The organism is Dongia mobilis (genome assembly GCF_004363235.1).
In the GTDB taxonomy this organism is placed as follows: domain Bacteria; phylum Pseudomonadota; class Alphaproteobacteria; order Dongiales; family Dongiaceae; genus Dongia; species Dongia mobilis.
This window is the reverse complement of sequence record NZ_SNYW01000007.1, coordinates 100,840-120,312: the sequence shown is the minus strand read 5'-3', so window position 1 is coordinate 120,312 and position 19,473 is coordinate 100,840. Positions and strand designations below refer to the sequence as shown.

The 19,473-nt window shown below is 62.3% G+C and carries 16 protein-coding genes; 2 read left to right on the top strand and 14 right to left on the bottom strand.

Features of this window, described 5'->3' with window-relative positions; translation table 11 throughout:
• Nucleotides 1–271 precede the first annotated feature (271 nt).
• The 7 genes from A8950_RS06270 to A8950_RS06240 form a co-directional block, all read right to left on the bottom strand.
• Nucleotides 272–3,454, bottom strand: coding sequence for an efflux RND transporter permease subunit (locus tag A8950_RS06270; protein WP_133612786.1), 3,183 nt, complete (start codon nt 3,452–3,454; stop codon nt 272–274).
• 9 nt (nt 3,455–3,463) lie between these two features.
• Nucleotides 3,464–4,588 carry an efflux RND transporter periplasmic adaptor subunit gene (locus tag A8950_RS06265; protein WP_208109766.1) on the bottom strand — a complete coding sequence of 375 codons (1,125 nt, stop codon included), beginning with the start codon at nt 4,586–4,588 and terminating at the stop codon, nt 3,464–3,466.
• Nucleotides 4,589–4,638: 50 nt separating this feature from the next.
• Nucleotides 4,639–5,073: a hypothetical protein gene (locus A8950_RS06260; protein WP_133612785.1), complete on the bottom strand. Its 435-nt coding sequence runs from the start codon at nt 5,071–5,073 to the stop codon at nt 4,639–4,641.
• Between the two features lie 15 nt (nt 5,074–5,088).
• Nucleotides 5,089–5,523, bottom strand: coding sequence for a glycine zipper family protein (locus A8950_RS06255; protein WP_243735550.1), 435 nt, complete (start codon nt 5,521–5,523; stop codon nt 5,089–5,091).
• A gap of 75 nt (nt 5,524–5,598) precedes the next feature.
• Nucleotides 5,599–6,114 carry a hypothetical protein gene (locus A8950_RS06250; RefSeq protein WP_133612783.1) on the bottom strand — a complete coding sequence of 172 codons (516 nt, stop codon included), beginning with the start codon at nt 6,112–6,114 and terminating at the stop codon, nt 5,599–5,601.
• 60 nt (nt 6,115–6,174) lie between these two features.
• On the bottom strand, nt 6,175–6,684 hold the full coding sequence (locus A8950_RS06245; RefSeq protein WP_133612782.1) for a hypothetical protein: 510 nt from the start codon (nt 6,682–6,684) through the stop codon (nt 6,175–6,177).
• Between the two features lie 2 nt (nt 6,685–6,686).
• Nucleotides 6,687–6,971, bottom strand: a complete 285-nt coding sequence (locus A8950_RS06240) for a hypothetical protein (RefSeq protein ID WP_133612781.1) — start codon at nt 6,969–6,971, stop codon at nt 6,687–6,689.
• 239 nt (nt 6,972–7,210) lie between these two features.
• Between A8950_RS06240 and A8950_RS06235 the strand changes: the two genes are divergently transcribed.
• Both A8950_RS06235 and A8950_RS06230 read left to right on the top strand, forming a co-directional pair.
• Nucleotides 7,211–8,329: a porin gene (locus A8950_RS06235; protein WP_166645027.1), complete on the top strand. Its 1,119-nt coding sequence runs from the start codon at nt 7,211–7,213 to the stop codon at nt 8,327–8,329.
• A 244-nt stretch (nt 8,330–8,573) separates the two neighbouring features.
• Nucleotides 8,574–10,331, top strand: coding sequence for a hypothetical protein (locus A8950_RS06230; protein ID WP_133612779.1), 1,758 nt, complete (start codon nt 8,574–8,576; stop codon nt 10,329–10,331).
• A gap of 42 nt (nt 10,332–10,373) precedes the next feature.
• On the opposite strand, the gene A8950_RS06225 is transcribed toward A8950_RS06230, so the two are convergent.
• The 7 genes from A8950_RS06225 to A8950_RS06195 form a co-directional block, all read right to left on the bottom strand.
• Nucleotides 10,374–11,855: a Na+/H+ antiporter NhaC family protein gene (locus A8950_RS06225; protein WP_133612778.1), complete on the bottom strand. Its 1,482-nt coding sequence runs from the start codon at nt 11,853–11,855 to the stop codon at nt 10,374–10,376.
• Nucleotides 11,856–11,857: 2 nt separating this feature from the next.
• Nucleotides 11,858–12,796, bottom strand: coding sequence for a carbamate kinase (arcC, locus tag A8950_RS06220; RefSeq protein ID WP_133612777.1), 939 nt, complete (start codon nt 12,794–12,796; stop codon nt 11,858–11,860).
• Between the two features lie 4 nt (nt 12,797–12,800).
• The gene (locus A8950_RS06215) at nt 12,801–13,805 is read right to left on the bottom strand and encodes an ornithine carbamoyltransferase (protein WP_133612776.1); all 1,005 of its coding nucleotides are present in this window, start codon (nt 13,803–13,805) and stop codon (nt 12,801–12,803) included.
• A gap of 31 nt (nt 13,806–13,836) precedes the next feature.
• The gene (gene arcA, locus A8950_RS06210) at nt 13,837–15,066 is read right to left on the bottom strand and encodes an arginine deiminase (RefSeq protein ID WP_133612775.1); all 1,230 of its coding nucleotides are present in this window, start codon (nt 15,064–15,066) and stop codon (nt 13,837–13,839) included.
• Between the two features lie 33 nt (nt 15,067–15,099).
• Nucleotides 15,100–16,575: an arginine-ornithine antiporter gene (gene arcD / locus A8950_RS06205; RefSeq protein WP_133612774.1), complete on the bottom strand. Its 1,476-nt coding sequence runs from the start codon at nt 16,573–16,575 to the stop codon at nt 15,100–15,102.
• A 205-nt stretch (nt 16,576–16,780) separates the two neighbouring features.
• Nucleotides 16,781–17,644, bottom strand: coding sequence for a polyphosphate kinase 2 (gene ppk2 / locus A8950_RS06200; protein WP_133612773.1), 864 nt, complete (start codon nt 17,642–17,644; stop codon nt 16,781–16,783).
• An 18-nt stretch (nt 17,645–17,662) separates the two neighbouring features.
• Nucleotides 17,663–19,225 (bottom strand): CYTH and CHAD domain-containing protein, encoded by a 1,563-nt coding sequence (locus tag A8950_RS06195; protein ID WP_166645026.1) that lies wholly within the window; start codon nt 19,223–19,225, stop codon nt 17,663–17,665.
• Between the last annotated feature and the right edge of the window lie 248 nt (nt 19,226–19,473).

Below are 19,473 nucleotides of genomic sequence, written 5' to 3'. Positions count from 1 at the left end.
CGGGCAAATTAATCAATGCCTCTGGGAACTTAGCCGGCGGCAGCAAATTACCTGGGCGAATCCGGCCGGGGGCCGGCCGAAGAAAGCGAACGAAAATGGGTGGAAATCATGCGGCGGCAGTGCCCAGTCGGGCAATCACCGGCAAATCGGCGCCAAGCCTTGCAAACCAAGGCAAGCTAGCTGACAGGTTGTTCGGCCAGCTGCCAGTGATGCCAGTGCCGACAGTCAGTCGATCAGATACTCCGCTGCCGCCTGGCGAAGGGTGGCGCGCCTAGGGAGCGAGATTCTCGGTCGCGGCGGCAGGCTGGCCGGGCGACTCATCGGGAATTTCCTGCGCCGGCCGAGCTCCAGGGCGCATCTTTTCCCGCAGCCATTGGAAGGTCATGTAGAGCGGCGGAATGACGAAAATACCGACGAACGAGGCCGCAATCATGCCGCCGAACACCGGCGTGCCGACATCGCGCCGGGCCAGTTCCGACGCGCCGGTCGCCACGACCAGCGGATAGAGCCCGAGAATGAAGGCGAAGGACGTCATCATGACCGGGCGAAAGCGAAGCCTGGCGCCTTCGGTCGCTGCCCACATCAGCGAATGCCCTTTGCTGCGCAACTCCTTGGCGAACTCCACGATCAGGATGCCGTTCTTTGCGGCAAGGCCGATGAGGACGATGAGGCCGATCTGGGCATAGAGGTCGAAGGTAAGACCGGCGAGCAGGACGGCGCCGACGGAGCCCAGGATGCCGACCGTCACCGACAGCAGCACCGGAACGGGGATGGTCCAGCTTTCATAGAGCGCCACCAGGAAGAGATACGCGAACAACACGGCCATCGCCAGGATGAAGGCCGTCTTGCCCTCGGCGCGCTTTTCCTGGAAGGCGGTATCGGTCCATTCTCCGGCGTAACCGTCTGGTAGGGTCTTCGCCGCCACCGCCTCCATCACGGCCAGGGCCTGGCCGGATGAGATCCCTTCCGCCGGCGCACCCTGGATGGTGACAGCTCGGGTATTGTTGTAGCGGATGATGCCGGGCGGTCCGGTCACCACCCGCACCTCGAGCAGGCTGCGCAGCGGCACCATCTGCCCGTTCTGGTTCCGTACGTTTATGCGGTAGATGTCGTCGATGCGCGCCCGGTCAGCCGCTTCGGCCTGGATCTGCACCTGCCAGGTGCGTCCGAACAGGTTGACGTCGTTGATGTAATAGCCGCCAAGATAGGCCTGCAGCGCCTGGAACACGTCATTGAGCGCCACCCCCAGGACCTGAACCTTGTCGCGGTCGATATCGAGGAACACGGACGGGCTGGTGGCAGAGAAGGTGGTGAAAACGCCCTTCAGCTGCGGCTCCTGATTGGCGGCGACCACGAGGCCGCGCAGCACCTGGGCCAGCGCCTTGGGATCGCCGCCGCGCAGGTCCTTCAGGACATAGGTGAACCCACCGCCAGTGCCGAGACCGATGATCGGCGGCGGAGCCAGCGGCACCACGACGCCACCACGGATGCCGCGGAATTTCCCGGCCAGCCGCTGGATGAGTGCGTCGGCGCCATTGGCCGGGTCGGCGCGATCCTCGAACGGCTTCAGCGTGACAACGATGAAGGCCGCATTGGCCTGGGAGTAGTTGTCGATGAAATTGAGGCCGACCACCGAGGTGAGGTCGGCCACCGCTTCCTCCTCCCGCAGCATCTTCTCGGCCGAGGCGATGACATTCTGTGTCCGCTGCAGCGAAGCACCCTCCGGCAACTGCACCACGACGAAAAAGGCCCCCTGATCGTCTTCCGGCAGGAAACCCGTCGGCGTCATCTTGAAGAGGGCGGCGGTGCCGACGCCGGCGGCAATCGCCACGACCAGTCCAATGATGGAAATGCGCAACAGGCGCGCCACGATCTCGCCATACCGGTCGCGCACCCAGTCGATGCCGCGCATGACACGGCCCATGATACCGCGCTTGGGCCCGGCATGGTGGCGCAGCAGTACGCCGCAAAGCGCCGGCGACAGGGTAAGCGCATTGATGGCGGACAGGAACATGCCGACCGCCACGGTAATGGCGAACTGACGGAACAGTTCGCCGGAAATGCCGGGAATGAAGGCGACCGGCACGAAGACCGATAGCAGGACAAGCGTGATGGCGATGATCGGCGCCGTGATCTCGGCCATGGCCATCTTCGTGGCCTCGGCCGGCGTAAGATGGGGCTGCTCCTCCATGACGCGCTCGACATTCTCCACCACGACGATGGCATCGTCGACGACGATGCCAATTGCCAGCACGATCGCCAGCAGCGAGACCGAGTTCGCCGAATAGCCGATCGCGTTGAGAACGATGAACGTGCCGATCAGGCTGACCGGCACGGCAAGAATCGGAATCAGGGTGGCGCGGATTGAGCCGAGAAACAGATAGACGACGATGACCACCAGGATGAAGGCCTCGACCAGCGTCTTCTGTACCTCGTGGACGGTCTCCTTGACGAAGGTGGTGGGGTCGTAGGTCACTTTCCACGCGAGATCCTCGGGAAACGACTTTTCCAGTTCGGTCAGTCGATCCACCACGCCCTGCAGGGTAGTGATGGCATTGGCACCCGGCGCCTGGTAGATCGCCATCACCGCCGATGCACCGCCATTGAAGCGCGTCTCGCGATCGAGATTGGCAGCGCCCAGTTCGAGCCTGGCAATATCGCCAAGGCGCAAGACCGAGCCGTCCGGATTGGTGCGAACGACGACCTTCTCGAACTCCTCGACCGAGGCCAGACGGCCGGTCGTCTGGATGTTGAGCTGGAATTGCTGCTCGTCCGAGATTGGCTGCGCGCCGATGCGGCCCACCGCCGCCTGCACGTTCTGCGCCTGGATTGCCTGGATCACGTCGCCCGCGGTCAGGCCGAGGCCGGTCAGGCGGTCGGTCCGCAGCCACGCGCGCATGGCATAGTCCTGCGGCCCCCACAGGCTTGCGTCGCCGACACCCGGCGTGCTCTTCACCTGGTCGAGCAGGTTGATGGTGACATAGTTGGAGATGAAGAGGGGATCATGCGTGCCATTGGGTGAATAGACCGCGATGACGCCCAGCAGCGCCGAGGATTTCTTCTTGACGGTGACACCCTGACGCTGCACCTCCTGCGGCAGTTTCGATAGGGCAATCTGCACGCGGTTGTTGAGGTTGACCGTATTGATGTCGGGATCGGTACCAAGTTCAAAGGAGGCTGTCAGCGAATAGGAGCCGTCATTTCCACTGACGCTCTTCATATACATCATCTTGTCGACGCCAACCGCCTGTGCCTCGATCGGCTGCGCTACCGTCGCATCGACGATAGCCGCAGATGCACCCGGATAGGATGTCGTAACGGATACCTGCGGTGGCACGATGTCGGGATATTGCGCGACGGGAATGACGAAGAGGGAGAGGATGCCCGCAATCACGGTCACGACCGCGATGACAATGGCAAGGCGCGGTCTGTCGACGAAGACGGCAGAGAGCATAGGCCTGCCTCAGCTGGGATTGGCGGGATTGGAAATGGGCGCTGCCTGGACCGGCATGTCGGGCCGCACGAACTGCAGTCCCTCGATAATGACCATCTCGCCCTCGGTCAGGCCTTCGCCGACAATCGTGTTCGGCCCGGTTTCACCGGCCGGCTTGATCCGCTTCACTACTGCCTTACCCGATTCTACCACGAAGACGTAGACGCCCTGCTGGTCTGCCAGCAAAGCCGATTGCGGAACGACGACAACCTCGTCCGGCGTTCCGCTTTCCAGAACCACATTGACAAACTGGCCATCGACCAGGGCCCCCTTGGGATTGGGGAAAGTGGCACGCACGGCGATGGTGTCCGTGGTGCGGTCGGTGGTCACGTCGACGAAGTTTATGCGACCCGTCTCGGGATAGAGCGAGCCGTCGGCGAACGCGATCTTGACCAGTATCTCGTCGCGGGCCGCACCCGCGACGCCCATGCCGGCGCCCAGGAATTCACGCTGGCTGACCGGAAATGTCACGTACATCGGATCCTGGCTGACGATCACGGTGAGGATGCCGCTATCGGGTCCGACGACATTGCCCTTGGTCACGGAAGTCCGGCCGATCCTGCCGGTGATCGGCGAGGTGATCTCGGTATAGCTCAGGTTGATCTCGGCAGTGCGGACATCGGCTTCGCTCATCGCCTGGCTGGCCTGGGCCTGCTGGGTTTGCGCGACACGCTGGTCCATGGTCATCTGGCTGGCGACTTCCTTGGACAGCAATTCCTGGGTGCGGCCCTTCTGCTGCTGGGCGAGGACCACGGCCGCCTTGGCACTTTCGACACTGCCTTTCGCCTGCTGCAGCGCCGCCTCGTAGAGACCCTTTTCGATGGTGTAAAGCGGATCGCCGGCTTGAACCAGACTGCCTTCGGTGAAGTGGATCTGTTCGAGAAATCCGGACACCCGCGCCATGATCTCGACCCGTTCCACCGCCTCCACGCGGCCGACGAAACTCTCGGATCGAGCGACAGCGCGCTTCGCCGCCGCGACGGTACCGACGGTCAGGGCTGGAACCGCCGCCGGTGCGGCCTCTTCATCGGCACGGGCAGCGTTGGAGAACGTCAGGCAGCCAATCATCAGGCCGGCAGCAACCAGGAGGCTCATCGATACTGCGCCAGCCCTCACCATTGTATCGCCTCCACTTCCTGTACTTGCTAACGGTCCCAGCTGAGGAATATTCCTACATTGCCAAGCATGCCGTCCGGATAGTCCAGAATTTGTGCGTTCAGATGGAAACCAAGGGGCTTCAGTTCCTTGACGTAGAAATCATATGCGTGTTTTGCGAAGCCTTCTAGTGAATCCGGCCAGTCATGCTCCAGATTGTTGATGCGCCTGCCGCGGTCGTTGCAATAGGAGGCCGGGAAGGTCAGCACCTGGATCTGGTTGAGCCCCTGTTCGGCGGCCCGCTTGATGGCGTTGTTCACGCGTTCCTTGACATCGGGGTGAAGGTCGCGATGCATGAAGGATTCCTTGAGCTCCCGCTCCTCGCGCTCCTTGGCCTGCATCTTTTCGAAGGCCTTCTTCGCCATTTCCGTGTCGATATCATCGGTGATCTTTTTCAGATCCTGCGGGCGCAGCAGTTCAACCATGCCAGTACTCCTCCTTCATCGCACCACATATCCCCTGCCCTGCATGCAGGCCGCGAAGGCCTGATTGTAGCGGCCCATATCCGACTGATACTGCATCATCGCCTGCTCGTTGGCATTGGCCTGCTGTCGGCGATCGCGGTTTTTCCGAATCAAACCGGCTGTGGCGCCGACACCGGCGCCGATGGCAGCGCCCTTGCCGGCGTCACCGGCGATGGCGCCGCCCACAGCGCCGAGTGCCGCCCCCCGCGCTGCGCCGCCGAGGATCGGGGCGCCACTGCTGGTGTCGCCATAATAAGTGGGCGCCGATTGGTAAGGATAGATGCCCGTCTGCTGGGTCGCCCAATTGCGACAGGCCCCCTCGTCCTGTGCCTGCTGGTCCATCGTTTGCCCGGCGCTGGGATAGACAATCGGCGCCGCCTGGGCCAAGGCGGGTTCGGCAGGAACGGCCATAAGTACTGCCAGGATCGCGGCACAGCCGGCGACTTGGAATCGGTGGCGCTTGCTCTGCAACATAACTGCCCCCGCCTATTGCTGCGCCGATTCGGCCAGCCTGTAGGTCAGTGCCGGCCAGACAATGATCCCGCCGGCTGACTCCTGCACCACATTCCCGGCGCCGGCCGGAATTTCATGCAGTGAGGACCGGATGGTTACCGGACCACCGCCGGTAATGCCTGCAAAACGTTCGGTGCCACCGGTGAAAGTGAATTCGCCGTCGCAGCCGACCAGATGCACGCCTGTGCAGTTGATGTCGGCATAGGCCCGGGACGCATCCTTTGCGACGATCGTGCAGCGTCCCTTGGCCTGCTGCGTGCCGTCGCGCAGGTCGATGTCGACGATGGCCGGGCAGATCATGAATCCGGCATCAAGCGGCCCCTTCTCGGACTCCACATAGACAACGCCGCTGAACGAGCCGACGAAAGTGGCCCGGTTTTCGGCCGTTTCGAAGACCTGCCCCCGCCCCTGCCACGCGGAAAATGCCTTGATCGTCTGTTCCGTCACATCTTCGGCAAGGACCGGGAACGCCGCGCAGATCGGCGCCATGAGGCTGAGAGCGATGACGAATCGTGTGGAGAAGCGCATTCTCCCCCTCCTTTATCCTGTTCAGTCGAGATTGATGTAGACCGCATCGCCACCGAGTGACAGGGCAAGACCGGTGCGCTCTGCCTTCAGTGCGAGGCCGACGCCGCTCGTGTTCTGCAGCCACAACTGACCGGTGCTTATATCGGCAACCGCCAGACCGTAACGTGCCTGGATATAGGCCCCGGCGAAATCCTCGACCCGATTGAGGTTGTAGACCGTCCCGGTTGCCTCGATCTTTGACACCCCGATACCGCCGACCCCCAGGCCGCCTATGGTAAAGCCATACGATTGGCCGCCAAATTGCAGTGTGCCGCCACCCAGATTGCCGCTGCCGATGAAGGCGATTTGCACCTGCTCGATCCGAACCGTACCGGATGCCGCCAGGTCAGCACGTGCCAAGCCGGCAGCACCGACCACACCCAGTGCTGCAAGGCCGGTACAGAATTGGCGCCGTGCCAGATGACCACCGCTGGGCGGGGCCAGATTGGTCAGAATTCTCGGTGGGTTTTCCATATCGCGATGGTTTTTCATGCCTACCTCGCCCGCCCTCCCGACGATTGCTGATCGGCTGACTTCGATGCCTGCAGTTGACGCAACAGGTCGACCTTCAGTTCTTCGATCAGAGCGCGATACTCTGCCACACGGATCAAGTCGGCCGCCATCCGGTTCTCTCGCCCTTCCAATTGATGCAATGCATCAACGGCAAGATCATATTCCTCGCACAGAGACCGGAATTCCTCGCTGCTCCGCGCAAGGCGCATGACGAGGTAGGTTTCATCCGGAAACAACTGGCAAACCTTCTCGATCCGCGGCGACATTCATGGCGCCTTCCAGGCTGGGGATGCGACAACTCGCGGGCATCCGGGAACTGCCGGCCAGCCAGCTGCTATTCCCAAGCTGATCGTTCCGGTGCGCAGAACGAAGCACGTTACGGTAAAGCCGGGTTCCGTAACCTGCATCCTGGCAGCTACGCAGTATGATTAAACAAATGGGCAACCGTGTCACGGAACAGAGCCGCCGAGAAGCGGTGACACGGCGAGGTGGAGGGGAAAAAACCATGATGCGCCAGTTATTGATCGGGAGTTCCGCACTGATCGGCGTCAACTTGCTGACCGGACAGGCATTGGCCAGCGATGGCGTCAAGCTTAGCCTCGGCGGGTTCATCTATAGCGCCTTTGGCGTCGCCTTTGACGACGACGGCGCCGGCGAAGCCGGCGACAATATCAACCTGTCCGGCGTCGGCACCGATGCCGAGCTTCATTTCAGCGGCAGCGTCACGCTCGATAACGGGATAACGGTCGGCGCCAAGATTGAATTGGAGGGCGGCGACGAGGATGGCGACCAGATCGATCAGGCTTATGCCCATTACAGCGGCGGATTCGGCGAGTTCAGGATCGGCGTTGTCGATGGCGCAGCGGGCAACATGTACATGCTGCCGCCTGGTTCCACCTCGAATTTCGGACCATACTCCCCGGAAACCACCGGAGCGGCCCTCTCGCCCGGTTTTTTTGATCCCGAAAACCTGCTGACTATCAAGGACAAGCCACAAAAGCTGGTCTATTTCTCGCCGCAATGGGGTGGCTTCAGCTTTGCCGCCTCCTACACGCCGAATGATGACGAAAAGACCTATAACGGTGGCGACAACATCGACGGCGCGTGGCGTCCGGACAAGCCAGCCGGCTCGGCCAGCAACAATTTCGCCCTCGCTGCGCATTTCACCCATGAGGGCGAGGACTGGGGCATCGACCTCGGCGCCGCGGCTTATTGGGAAGGTGATGTCAATCGGGCAGCGCCGGGAGACACCGAACAGGCCGGCTATAACGCAGGCGCCAATTTCATGCTGGGGCCCTGGACGATCGGTGCGGCAGGCACCTTCCTTGATGACGGCAACGGCGCCGGTAACGACATCTGGGTGACAGGTGTCGGTCTTACCTACGGCTTCGACAGGTGGACTGTGGGCGGCGGCTGGGCCCACGCAGAAATCGAGCAGAACGGCTCCAGCGACAATGACGTCATCGACCGTGCCGGCATTACCGCGAATTACGACCTTGGTCCCGGCATCAGTCTGGATGGCGGCATATTCTACACGTGGGGCGAGGCGGCCGATGATGGCGCCGATCCCAGCGACGAATACGACGCCATAGAGTTCTCCATCGGATCCGCGATCACGTTCTAGGACAGAACGGCCTGTTAGCGGAAATTATTCCTGGAACCAGAGATTCCCGGCTAGAAGCCCGACTCAAGTTGATTCATATCAATGACTTCTGATTGCACGGCCACGTAAAAGTATCAAAGAGTGAAACTCTTGGAAGATGCAACGACCGTCGAGCCGGGGTTACGGCAGGTGCGCTGCTCCATCCAGTGAAGGGTGCCGTCGCATGTCAGGGCAAGTCGCACCGGTTCATCTCGATCCTGCAGCAATGCGTGGCGCGACAGAATATCCCGACGCCGAAGCAGTGCGGGCGCAGATCGAGTTGATGATGTCGCGCCCCGAGTTCGATGCCTCGGCCCGAAACCGCCGCTTTCTCTCCTATGTCGTTGACGAGACGCTGGCCGGTCGTGCGGCGCGGATCAAGGCTTACACCATCGCGCTGGCCGTGTTCGATCGCGGCGAAGATTTCGACCCGCTGACCGACCCGATTGTGCGCATCGAGGCAAGCCGCCTGCGCCGGGCGATCGAGCATTACTACCTTACTGCCGGCAAGCACGACCGGATCCGGGTCGATATGCCGAAGGGCTCCTACATCCCGACTTTCTCCTCTGTAGCACCGGAAGAGGTCGATTCCAGTTCAGTCCGGCCACCCTTGCCGGCAGAAACCCCGAGACCTGTGCCGGCGGCGATGGATGCAGGTATTGCCGCGCCAGCCTGGAAATACCGACGGCTTGCCATCGGTCTGTTTGCCGCCTTGGTGCTGGCCTTGATTGCCGTCGCCTATGTCGGCGGCCGGTTCCAGGGATCGCTGCCGGATGCACGCGGAACCGCGCTCGAGCGCCCGTCGATCATGGTGCTGCCCTTCGAAAACGTCGATATCGACAATCGTTATGCCTATATCGCCACGGGAATGACCTACGAGATCATCTCCCAGCTGACACGCTTTGAGGATTTCTTCGTGTTCGGCCCGCGCAACGCGTTGCCCCACTCGGTCACCGATACGCCCGACTTGACCCGAACCCCGGATTTCGTCCTGGCCGGCACGGTGCAGGCAACCGACAGATCGATCCGAATCAACATCATGCTGACCGAGCAGGCAACGGGACGCAGCCTTTGGGCCTGGACCCGGGAGGAGACCCTGTCACCCTCCGGCATCATAGCGGCAACCCAATCGATCAGTCGGAACATCGTCAACGTTCTGGCCCAGCCCGATGGCGTCCTTCTTGATGAATTCCAGAAGGAGATCGCGCACAAGCCTTCGATCAACCTGTCGTCCTACCAATGCGTCATCTCGTTCCGCACCTATTGGCGCAGTTATGCCCGCAACAGTTTCGACGACACCTGGGAATGCCTGGAGCGGTCGATCGCCAGAGAGCCCGGATTCGCCCCGGCCTACAGCGCCCTCGCCCTGATGAATGTCGACCGATACCGATTCGGGTTTGGCGGGGGCGATGCGGCGGGCACCGCCCTGGCGCGTGCGGAAGAGCTTGCCCGCAAGGCAGAGCAACTCGAGCCGCGCAGCAGCCAGCCCTATCTGGCTCTTTCGCTGTCCCTCTGGTTCCAGCATCGGATCGATGAGAGCATAGCGACGGCGGAACGCGGCCTGTCGTTCAACCCCAACAACGCCGAGTTGATGGCGGATCTCGGCCTGCGCTACGCCCAGCTTGGCCAATGGGATAGGGCCCTGGCGCTGACCAACGAAGCGTATCAGCGCGACCCTTCGGCTCCCAGCGGCTACCGCGCTGTCCATTTCCTGCATGCCTATATGACCGGCAATTATCGCAATGCCCTGGCACAGGCCGAGCAGATGGGAGCTGCGACGACGATCTACAGCCATGTTGCCCGGGCCGCCGCTCTCGGTCAGTTGGGGGAACTGTCCCGTGCTGCCGAGGCCGTCGCCGACATCCTGCGCATCGATCCGCAATATGGCAGCAATGCGCGGACCGACCTCGCCAAGCGCAACATGATGCCGGACCTCATCGAGGCCATTGTTGACGGCCTGCGCAAGGCAGGGCTTGCGATCTGATTCCCGCGACTGGCAAGCGGCCTGCCGGTCATCAGATCCGGTTCACTTTCCCCCGGCATCGCCGGCTTGGCGGATCACGCGCCAACCCATCAGCGTGAACAGAATGGTGATCACCGGGTTGAGCAGGTTGAAGAAACAATAGCCGGCAAAGGCCGTGGTGGCGACGCCGAGTGCTGCCGCCATATAGGCGCCGCAGGAATTCCAGGGAATGAGCGGCGAGGTGACGGTGGCGGAATCACCTACGACACGCGACAGCATGACCGGAGCCAGGCCGCGTTCCCGGAACGGCAGGCGGAACAGCCGGCCTGGCAGGGCGATGGCAATGTACTGGTCCGACGTCACCCCGTTGGCGACGACACAGGTGCCGACCAGCGACGCCACCAATCCGGCCACGGAACGTACCCGTCTTATGATCGGGTCGATCAGCCGGCTGAGCAATCCGGCATGCTCGACGGTGGCACCAAAGGCCAGCGCCGTCAGGATCAGCCAGACCGTGCCCATCATGCTGGCCATCCCGCCCCGAGACAGCATGGCATCGATTGCCGCGTCGCCGCTCTCGACCGAATAGCCCCAGGCCATGGCCGACCACACGCCCTTGACCAGTGCAAGACCCGCCGGCAGATCCGCGGCATTGGCAAATGCAATGACGCTGCCGGAATTCTCGATCGCAGCCAAGATGCCGCCAGCAAGCGCGCCCATGAAAATGGTGACAAAAGGCGGGAAGCGCAGAATTGCCATCGCCAGCACCAGCAGCAAGGGCGTGAATCCCCAGAGCGAGACAGGAAATGCCTCGTCGATGCGCATCAGGATGACGGTCGCGTCGAAATCGCCCGGGGCGCCCAGCAGGCTGAAACCGACCACCGCGATCAGCAGGGCCGGCACCGACGTCCAGAGCGATTCGCGGATATGGTCGTAGATACTTGAGCCTGCGACAGCAGTCGCCAGATTGGCTGTATCCGAAAGCGGGGATGCCTTGTCCCCGAAGTAGGAGCCGGAAATGATGGCACCGGCCGTGATCTCCAGTGAAAGACCCATGCTGGCAGCGACCCCCATCAGGCCGACGCCGATGGTACCGGCGACCGTCCACGAACTGCCGATGCTGAAGCCGACGATTGCGCAGATGAGCGCGGTGGACGCAAAGAAGAAATTCGGATTGAGGATGTGCAGACCATAATAGACCATCGACATGATCGTACCGCACATTGCCCAGGTGCCAATCAGCGCACCCACCGCCAGCAGAATCATGATGGCGGTCAGGCCGGTCGCCATGCCGTCGACCACCGCCTGGCGGATGCCATCCCATTTCATGCCATTCTTGTAGGCGATGCTCGCTGCGATGATCCCGCAGAACAGGAGCGCGATCTGGTTGGGGCCGGCCGAGGCGCGGTCGCCGAACAGGACATAGGAAACACTAAGCAGGGCAACCAGCGCCGCCAGCGGGATCAATGCATCGATCAGGCTCGGCGGCCGCACCGGGCGGCGGCCGGATGGCGCTTCTTGGGAGCCGTTGGAACCCGCTGCCATGGTCAAGGGTGCCACGTCAATCCGTTGAAAGACCGGCTGATCACGGTGCCCTTCTCGCCACGGATGATGGCTGGTATATCGGCCAGCGCGCCGATCGCGGCGATGCGCCCCTCTTCGGCGGCAAACTGGCGTGCCGCCGCGACTTTCGGCCCCATCGAGCCCGCCGGAAAGGACTCCGCCGCAATGGCATCGGGATGCGCCTTGTGCAGCGCACGCGCGTCAGGCTTGCCCCAGTTCTCGTAGACGGCGTTGACGTCGGTCGCCATGATCAACATCTCGGCGCCGACCTCCCGCGCCAGCAGCTCCGAGCAGAGGTCCTTGTCGATCACCGCCTCGACGCCGATCAATTCCCGCACGGCACCTTTCTTGTACATGGTCGGAATGCCGCCGCCGCCGGCACAGATGACGATGGTGCCCTTCTCCAGCAGCCATTTGATCGGCCGCAACTCGAAGATTCGCTTGGGTGCCGGGGACGCCACGACGCGGCGCCATTTGTCGCCGTCCTGCTTGAATGTCCAACCCTTCTCGGCCTTGATTCGCTCGGCCGCAGTGGCATCGTAGATCGGCCCTACGAACTTGGTCGGGTTGCGGAAGCCTGGATCGTCGCCGTCCACCTCGACCATGGTGAGGATCGTCGCGAACGGCACCTCGAAAGGAAGCAGGTTGCCGAGTTCCTGCTCGATCATGTAGCCGATCATGCCCTCGGTCTCGGCCCCCAGGATGTCGAGCGGATAGGCCTCGTCCGGCTTGTAGGCAGCACCCTGCAGCGCCAGATGGCCGACCTGGGGGCCGTTCCCATGGCTGATGACCAGCTGGTGCTCCTGGGCCACGGGCGCGAGGGCGCGGGCCGCTACCCGCGTATTGGCACGCTGCACCTCGGCGGTCATCGGTTCGCCGCGTTTCAGCAGGGCATTGCCGCCCAGGGCTACCACGATACGCATGGCCTCAATCCCCGAGGGTGGCGACCAGCAGCGCCTTGATCGTGTGCATGCGGTTCTCCGCCTGCTCGAAGGCGACGTTGGCTTCCGATTCGAACACGTCGTTGGTGACCTCGAGGCCGTTCGACATGCCATAATCCTGGGCGATCTGTTTGCCGAGCGTCGTCTCGGTGTCGTGGAAGGCCGGCAGGCAGTGCATGAACTTGACCTGCGGATTGCCACTGGCTTTCATAAGGGCGGAATTGACCTGGTAGGGCGTCAGCAGCTTGATGCGCTCTTTCCAGACCTCCTTGGGTTCACCCATCGACACCCAGACATCCGTGTGGATGAAATCGACGCCTTTTACGGCAGCCGCGGTGTCATCGGTGATGAGCAGCCGGGCCCCCGATTTCGCCGCCAGATCCTCGGCGATCTTGCGGTATTCGTCCGACGGCCAGAGCGATTTCGGTCCGCAGATGCGGACATCCATGCCCATCAGGCAGCCGACGATCATCAGGGAATGCCCCATGTTGGATCGCGTGTCACCGACATAGGCATACTTGATCTCGGCGATCGGCTTGTCGCTGTGCTCGCGCATGGTCATGACGTCGGCCAGCATCTGGGTCGGATGGTATTCGTCCGTGAGACCGTTATAGACCGGGACGCCGGCATATTTGGCGAGTTGCTCGACCCCCTGCTGCGCCGAGCCGCGATACTCGATCGCGTCATACATGCGTCCGAGAACACGGGCCGTGTCCTTGAAGGATTCCTTGTGCCCTATCTGCGATCCCGCCGGGTCGAGATAGGTGACGTTGGCGCCCTGGTCGTAGCAGGCGACCTCGAAGGCACAGCGCGTGCGCGTCGATGTCTTCTCGAAGATCAGGCAGATTTCCTTGCCTTCCAGGTGCTTCTGCTCGGTGCGAGCATATTTTGCGCGCTTGAGGTCACGCGCCAGATCGAGCACGTAGCGGAACTCGCGCGGCGTGTAGTCCTGGACGGTGAGGAGGGAGCGGTTGCGCAGGTTGAAGCTCATGAAACTGCCCTTTCTTCCTGGAAAATGACGATCAGTAGGCCGGGTCGCGCCAGATCGGGCAGGTCATGCAATGCCCGCCGCCGCGCCCGCGGCCGAGCTCGGCACCGCGGATGGTGATCACCTCGATGCCCGCCTTGCGCAGCAGGGTGTTGGTGTAGATGTTGCGGTCATAGGCAACCACCACGCCCGGCTCCAGCGCCACGACGTTGTTGCCGTCATCCCATTGCTCGCGCTCGGCCTCATAGCTGTCGCCGCCGGTGCCGACGACGCGAAGTTCCTTGAGGCCCAGCGCCTCACGCACGACTTCGAGCAGTGGCTTGGGCTCGGCCACTACCTTGAAACGCCCGTCATCCCCCTCGGGATAAACGCTGTAGCAGCGGATCTGGTCGACCACCTCGCGGAACACGGTAACGAGGTCGCGATCACAGAAGCTGAACACGGTATCGAGATGCATGGCAGCCCGGCTCTTCGGCATCAGGCAGCCGATGACGCGTGTCGCCGCCTTGTTCTTGAACAGGCTCTGCGCCACCTGGCCGACCGCCTGGTGGGTCGTGCGCTCGCCCATGCCGATGAGCACGACGCCCTTGCCGACCGGCATCACGTCGCCGCCTTCCATCGAGGCGCCAGTGAACTGTTCGTCCGAATCGCCCCACCAGATCTTGAAGGCACCGCCCTTGAAGGTGGGGTGGAACTTGTAGACCGCGCGCTGCAGCAGCGTTTCCGGCTGGCGCGCGGGCCAGTACATCGGGTTGCAGGTGACGCCACCATAGATCCAGCAGGACGGGTCGCGCTGGAAGAGCGTGTTGGGAATTGGCGGCAGGATGAATTCGGTGCCACCGAAGGCCTCGGCCAGCATGCGCTGGGCGGCACTGTCCGGCAGATCGGAGATGGCGATCCCGCCGATCAGATGCGTGGCGAGCTTGTCCGCCGGCAAGTCGTCGAGCCAGGGACGGATGACGGCGGAATTGGCGATGCCGACCGAATGCCTGGTGACGCGCCGGTCGAGCACGAACTTCCGCGCCTCCTTGTCGGCCAGCGTTTCCGCCAGGAGGTCGTGAAGCTCCAGCACCTCGACGCCGCGCTCCCGCATCTTCAGGGTGAAGTCGTAATGGTCCTTCTGTGCTTCGTGCACCCAGATCACGTCGTCATAGAGCAGATCGTGGCAATTAGCCGGGGTCAGGCGCTGATGGGCAAGCGACGGGCGGCAGACCATAACGGTCCGAAGCTTCCCGACTTCCGAATGCACGCCGAATGTGCGCATTGTCTGTCTCCTGGGTGTGGATTGGCAGATTTGTCAGAGGGGGCTGATCCGGCCGGTCCACATCAGCCAGATCGCGACCAGGGCGAGGATCGCAATAACGACCGCGACCGCGACCTCGCCGCCGACGAAAGGTGCCTGGCCACGCTCGCGCCGGGCCATGACATAGATCGCGATGCCGGGTGCGAAGAGCACCGTGCACATCAGCAGGTAGTCGAGCCCTGCGGCATAGACCAGCCACAGGCCGTAAAGTGTCGCCAGAGCACCAACCACGACATCGCGGCCACGGCCGTTGCCGCCTGCGTAACCCTCGCCGCTCAGCGCCAGCTTCAGGGCGTAGGCGCCTGAGAAGACATAAGGCGGCAGGATCGCGACCGAGGCGATGAAATAGAAGAACTGGTAGGCGCTTTGGGAAAACAGGCTGAGAACCAGGAATGCCTGGATCAGCAGATTGGTCGCCCAGAGCGCGTTGGCCGGGGCACCGTTGCTGTTTTCGCGCGCGAACCATTTGGGAAAGGTTCCGTCCTGGCCGCAGCTATAGGGAATCTCGGCACATAGCAGCGTCCAGGACAGAAAGGCCCCACCTACGGAGAGAATGAGGCCGAAATTGATGAGGGCAGCACCCCAGGGTCCGACCAGGGTCTCGAACACGCCCGCCATCGAGGGCACCTTGAGCCCCGAGAGTTCCGGCTGGGTCATGACCCCGGCCGCAAGCAGCGAGACCAGCACATAGATGCCGAGGGCACCGAGGAATCCGATCACCGTGGCGCGGCCGACATCGGACCGCTTCGCGGCGCGGGCGGAATAGACGCTGGCCCCCTCGATGCCGATGAAGACCCAAAGGGTGACCAGCATGGTTCCTTTGACTTGGTCCAGGACCGAACCCAAGCCGGCGGAGCCGTCGGTGCCGCCTTGGCCCCAGAAGTCAAAGGAAATCTTGTCGAGGTTGAAGCCGACGATGGCCAGCAGGATGAAGAGGAACAGGGGAACCAGCTTCGCAATCGTCGTCACCGCGTTGATGAAGGCTGCCTGCTTGATCCCCTTCAGCACCAGCCCGTGGACCAGCCACAGGCAGATTGATGCCCCGGCTATGGAGGCAAGGTTGTTGCCGCCGCCGAAGATCGGGAAGAAATAGGAGAGCGCGGAGAAGATCGCCACCGCATAGGCAACGTTGCCGAGGAAGGCGCTGAGCCAATAGCCCCAGGCGCTGTTGAATCCGATATAGGTACCGAAACCGGCCCGGGCATAAGCATAGGGGCCGGCATTGAGCTGCGGCTTGCGGACGGCAAGGCTTTGATAGACGAAGGCCAACATCAACATGCCGAAACCAGTTATCAGCCAGCCGATGATGATGGCGCCGGGAGACGCGCGTCCCGACATGTCGGAGGGGAGGTTGAACACACCGCCACCGATCATCGAGCCGACGACCAGGGCGATCAGGGGCAACAGGGTCAGCTTGTCGCTGCCGGCAGGGCTGGCGGCTTTTTCCGTCGACGCCGTCGATTCGGCCATGGCACTGCCTCCCGATCCATTCTGGTCACGCTGGCTACGCTACGCGCCTGCCCAGATCAGGAGAGGGATCGTTACGGTAACGTACCAGCGCTACTTCATGGACAACGTCGACCGTCATTCGACTGCCACATAGCAGGATGCGCGGATTGCCGAAAATGGCGCCTTCGCCGCAGTGCAAAACAAGCGGCGCTTGCTGGCGTCATGGTCAGAACTTCTCCGGTACCCGCTTGAAGGCGTATTTCGGTTCGCGATAGCCCTTCACCTGCTGGCGTTTGGGCAGCTTCACCTTTGGCTTGTCTACGGGATGATAGGGGATCAATCCTAGAAGGTGGGTGATGATGTTGAGGCGCCCGCGCTTCTTGTCGTCCGTATGCGCGACATACCAGGGGGCCCAGGCCGTATCTGTCGCCTGGATCATGTCGTCGCGGGCGCGGGAATAGTCGTACCAGCGACCATAAGATTTGAGATCCATCGGCGACAGTTTCCAGGTCTTGCGGCCGTCGCCGATCCGCGACTTCAGCCGCCGCGTCTGTTCCGCTTCACTGACTTCCAGCCAATATTTGATGAGGATAATGCCGGATTCGACCATGGCCTTCTCCACGGCCGGCGCCATGCGCAGGAATTTCTGCACCTGTTCTTCCGTGCAGAAACCCATGACCCGCTCGACGCCGGCCCGATTGTACCAGGAGCGGTCGAAGATGACGATCTCGCCAGCCGCGGGCAGATGCGGCAGGTAGCGCTGCACATACATCTGGGATTTCTCGCGCTCGGTCGGCGCCGGCAACGCAATGACGCGAAAGACCCGGGGACTTACCCGTTCCGTGATCGCCTTGATCGTGCCGCCTTTTCCAGCCGTATCCCGCCCCTCGAACAGAATGCAGACCTTGGCGCCGGTTTCCTTTACCCAGTCCTGCAGATGGACCAGTTCGACATGCAGCTTCTTGAGCTCTGCGGCGTATGCCTTGTTGCCGAGTTTCTCGGCCGGGACTGCCTTGGTCGACGGACGTGTCGGGGAATCCTTGCCTGCCGACCTGCCTTTGGTTTTCTTTCCTGCGGACTCGCTTCTCATGTTCGCCTCCCCGCTGCGCTAGGTTTTCCAGAATCGACGCTGCGCGGCAAAGGCACGCCAAGCCGTGTCGAATTGTTGGTCGCAATCTGCGATGCCGCGCCTATGCCAACCGGCAAACAGAGCCCGCAGGCGCAAGGCGGCAGTTTCGGTCAGGCTGCCGCTGCCGATCGCAACTCCAGTCAGGTCCTGGACGTATTGGCGGCCAACCCAGGCGTCGTTCAGCGCACCAAGCACGTCCTGAAGCCGCTCCAACCCCTGCTGAAAATAGCGCGTGACCCGGGTCGGGAACAGGGATGCGAATGAATTCGTCATATAGCGCAGCTTCTTGACATGAATGCGCAGCCTGTGCCTTTCGGCGGCGGTAAGCCTGGACCATTTTTCCGACAGATTCCGGACTTTCTTGAACCGCCGCTGCAATCGCGCGACCGCAAACTCCCGAGCCGGCAATGCGGCAGTCGCCGCCGCCGACCGTCTTCCCCAGTCCGCGGCATCAAGGCGCTGCGCGATGTCGAGGAGGACCAGTGTATACCGCTTTTCCTCGATTGCGGAGCGTGCCTGCCGGTGTGCCTGTTCGCGTGTCTCGGCCACGAGTTGGGCAAAGGCCGCAATGTCGCGATCCTCAGGCAATTGGCGCTGCAGCGGCGCCAATGTTGCGCCCGCCAGCACATCGAGGTCCCGGGCACGCCCGAATGCCTGATGCGCCCAGCGCAGATCGGCCTGCCAATGCGCGTAGACATCCTCGTCCACGATATCACGGCAGGTGCTGATCACGGCACGGAGCCGGCGCAGGGCAACCCGGAACTGATGCACCGCCTCCGGATTGCCGCCCGCCCGGATGCCGCGCTCATTGGCCCGCATCTGGCCAATGCAATCGGCGACGCAGCGTCGAAAGGCATCGCTGATGGGGGTTTTTCCGGGCAGGTGCAGCGCGCTCGACCGCACCGCGACGGGATCCTGGTCATGGGCCAATGCATCGCCACGTTCCGCCTTGGTGGCATCTCCCAGCCGCACTGGCAGGTGCTCAACGAGGCTTGCGGCGAGATCGAGAAGGTCACTGCGGCTTCCGGATTTCAGTTCAAGTTCAAGCTCATTGACCGGTTCCACCCTGCCCTCCGCCTGGATATCGCCGCGGTCCCAGGCGAGTTCGATTTGGCTGACATTTTGCTGCACGAGCCAGATGGTGCGACGAATATCGGTCGTAAAAACGGGCTTAAGGGCCGGTTCGCATTGGCGCAGCCAGGCAATCACCTTGTTGCTTACTGCCAATTGGGACAAATCCGGGCGCTGTCCGTCTGCCGGGCTTTCGAACTCGTGGTAGGTTTGAAGTCCGATATTCTTGCCGGAAACAGCCTTCATCGGGATTTTCAGGGTTTGCGTCCGCGCATCGCCGACGCGCCGCAGGCGCAAGGTGCAGTTTCGGGCGGCGAGATCGCGAGTGCCGGTGTCGTAATATGTACTGACCAGGTGGCGCCTGAGGCAACGCGGTATGACCGGGCCGACAGCATTGCGGAGTGCGCTCCGGAACGCGCGGTCGCCGAGATCCTCCAGGAACTGCAATTTTATCTCAGTCTCGACTGGCACGAAGAAGTCATGTCCTGTGTCCGGGCCGGAGCACTCCATTGGCATCGCCCCTTCGCATCGCCGGCACGCCAAAGCAATGGCAGACCCTAGCAAAGGCGTCGACCAAGGTGAGGTCAATATTCGAACGCTACTGTAAACTACTCCACCTGCCCGGCACTGGACCGGCATGCTGCTGTCGGCGCCACGATGCGGCGCCGTGATCGGATTGACGGGTGACGGCCATGCGCCCCCTTTCCGGTCAAAGTGCC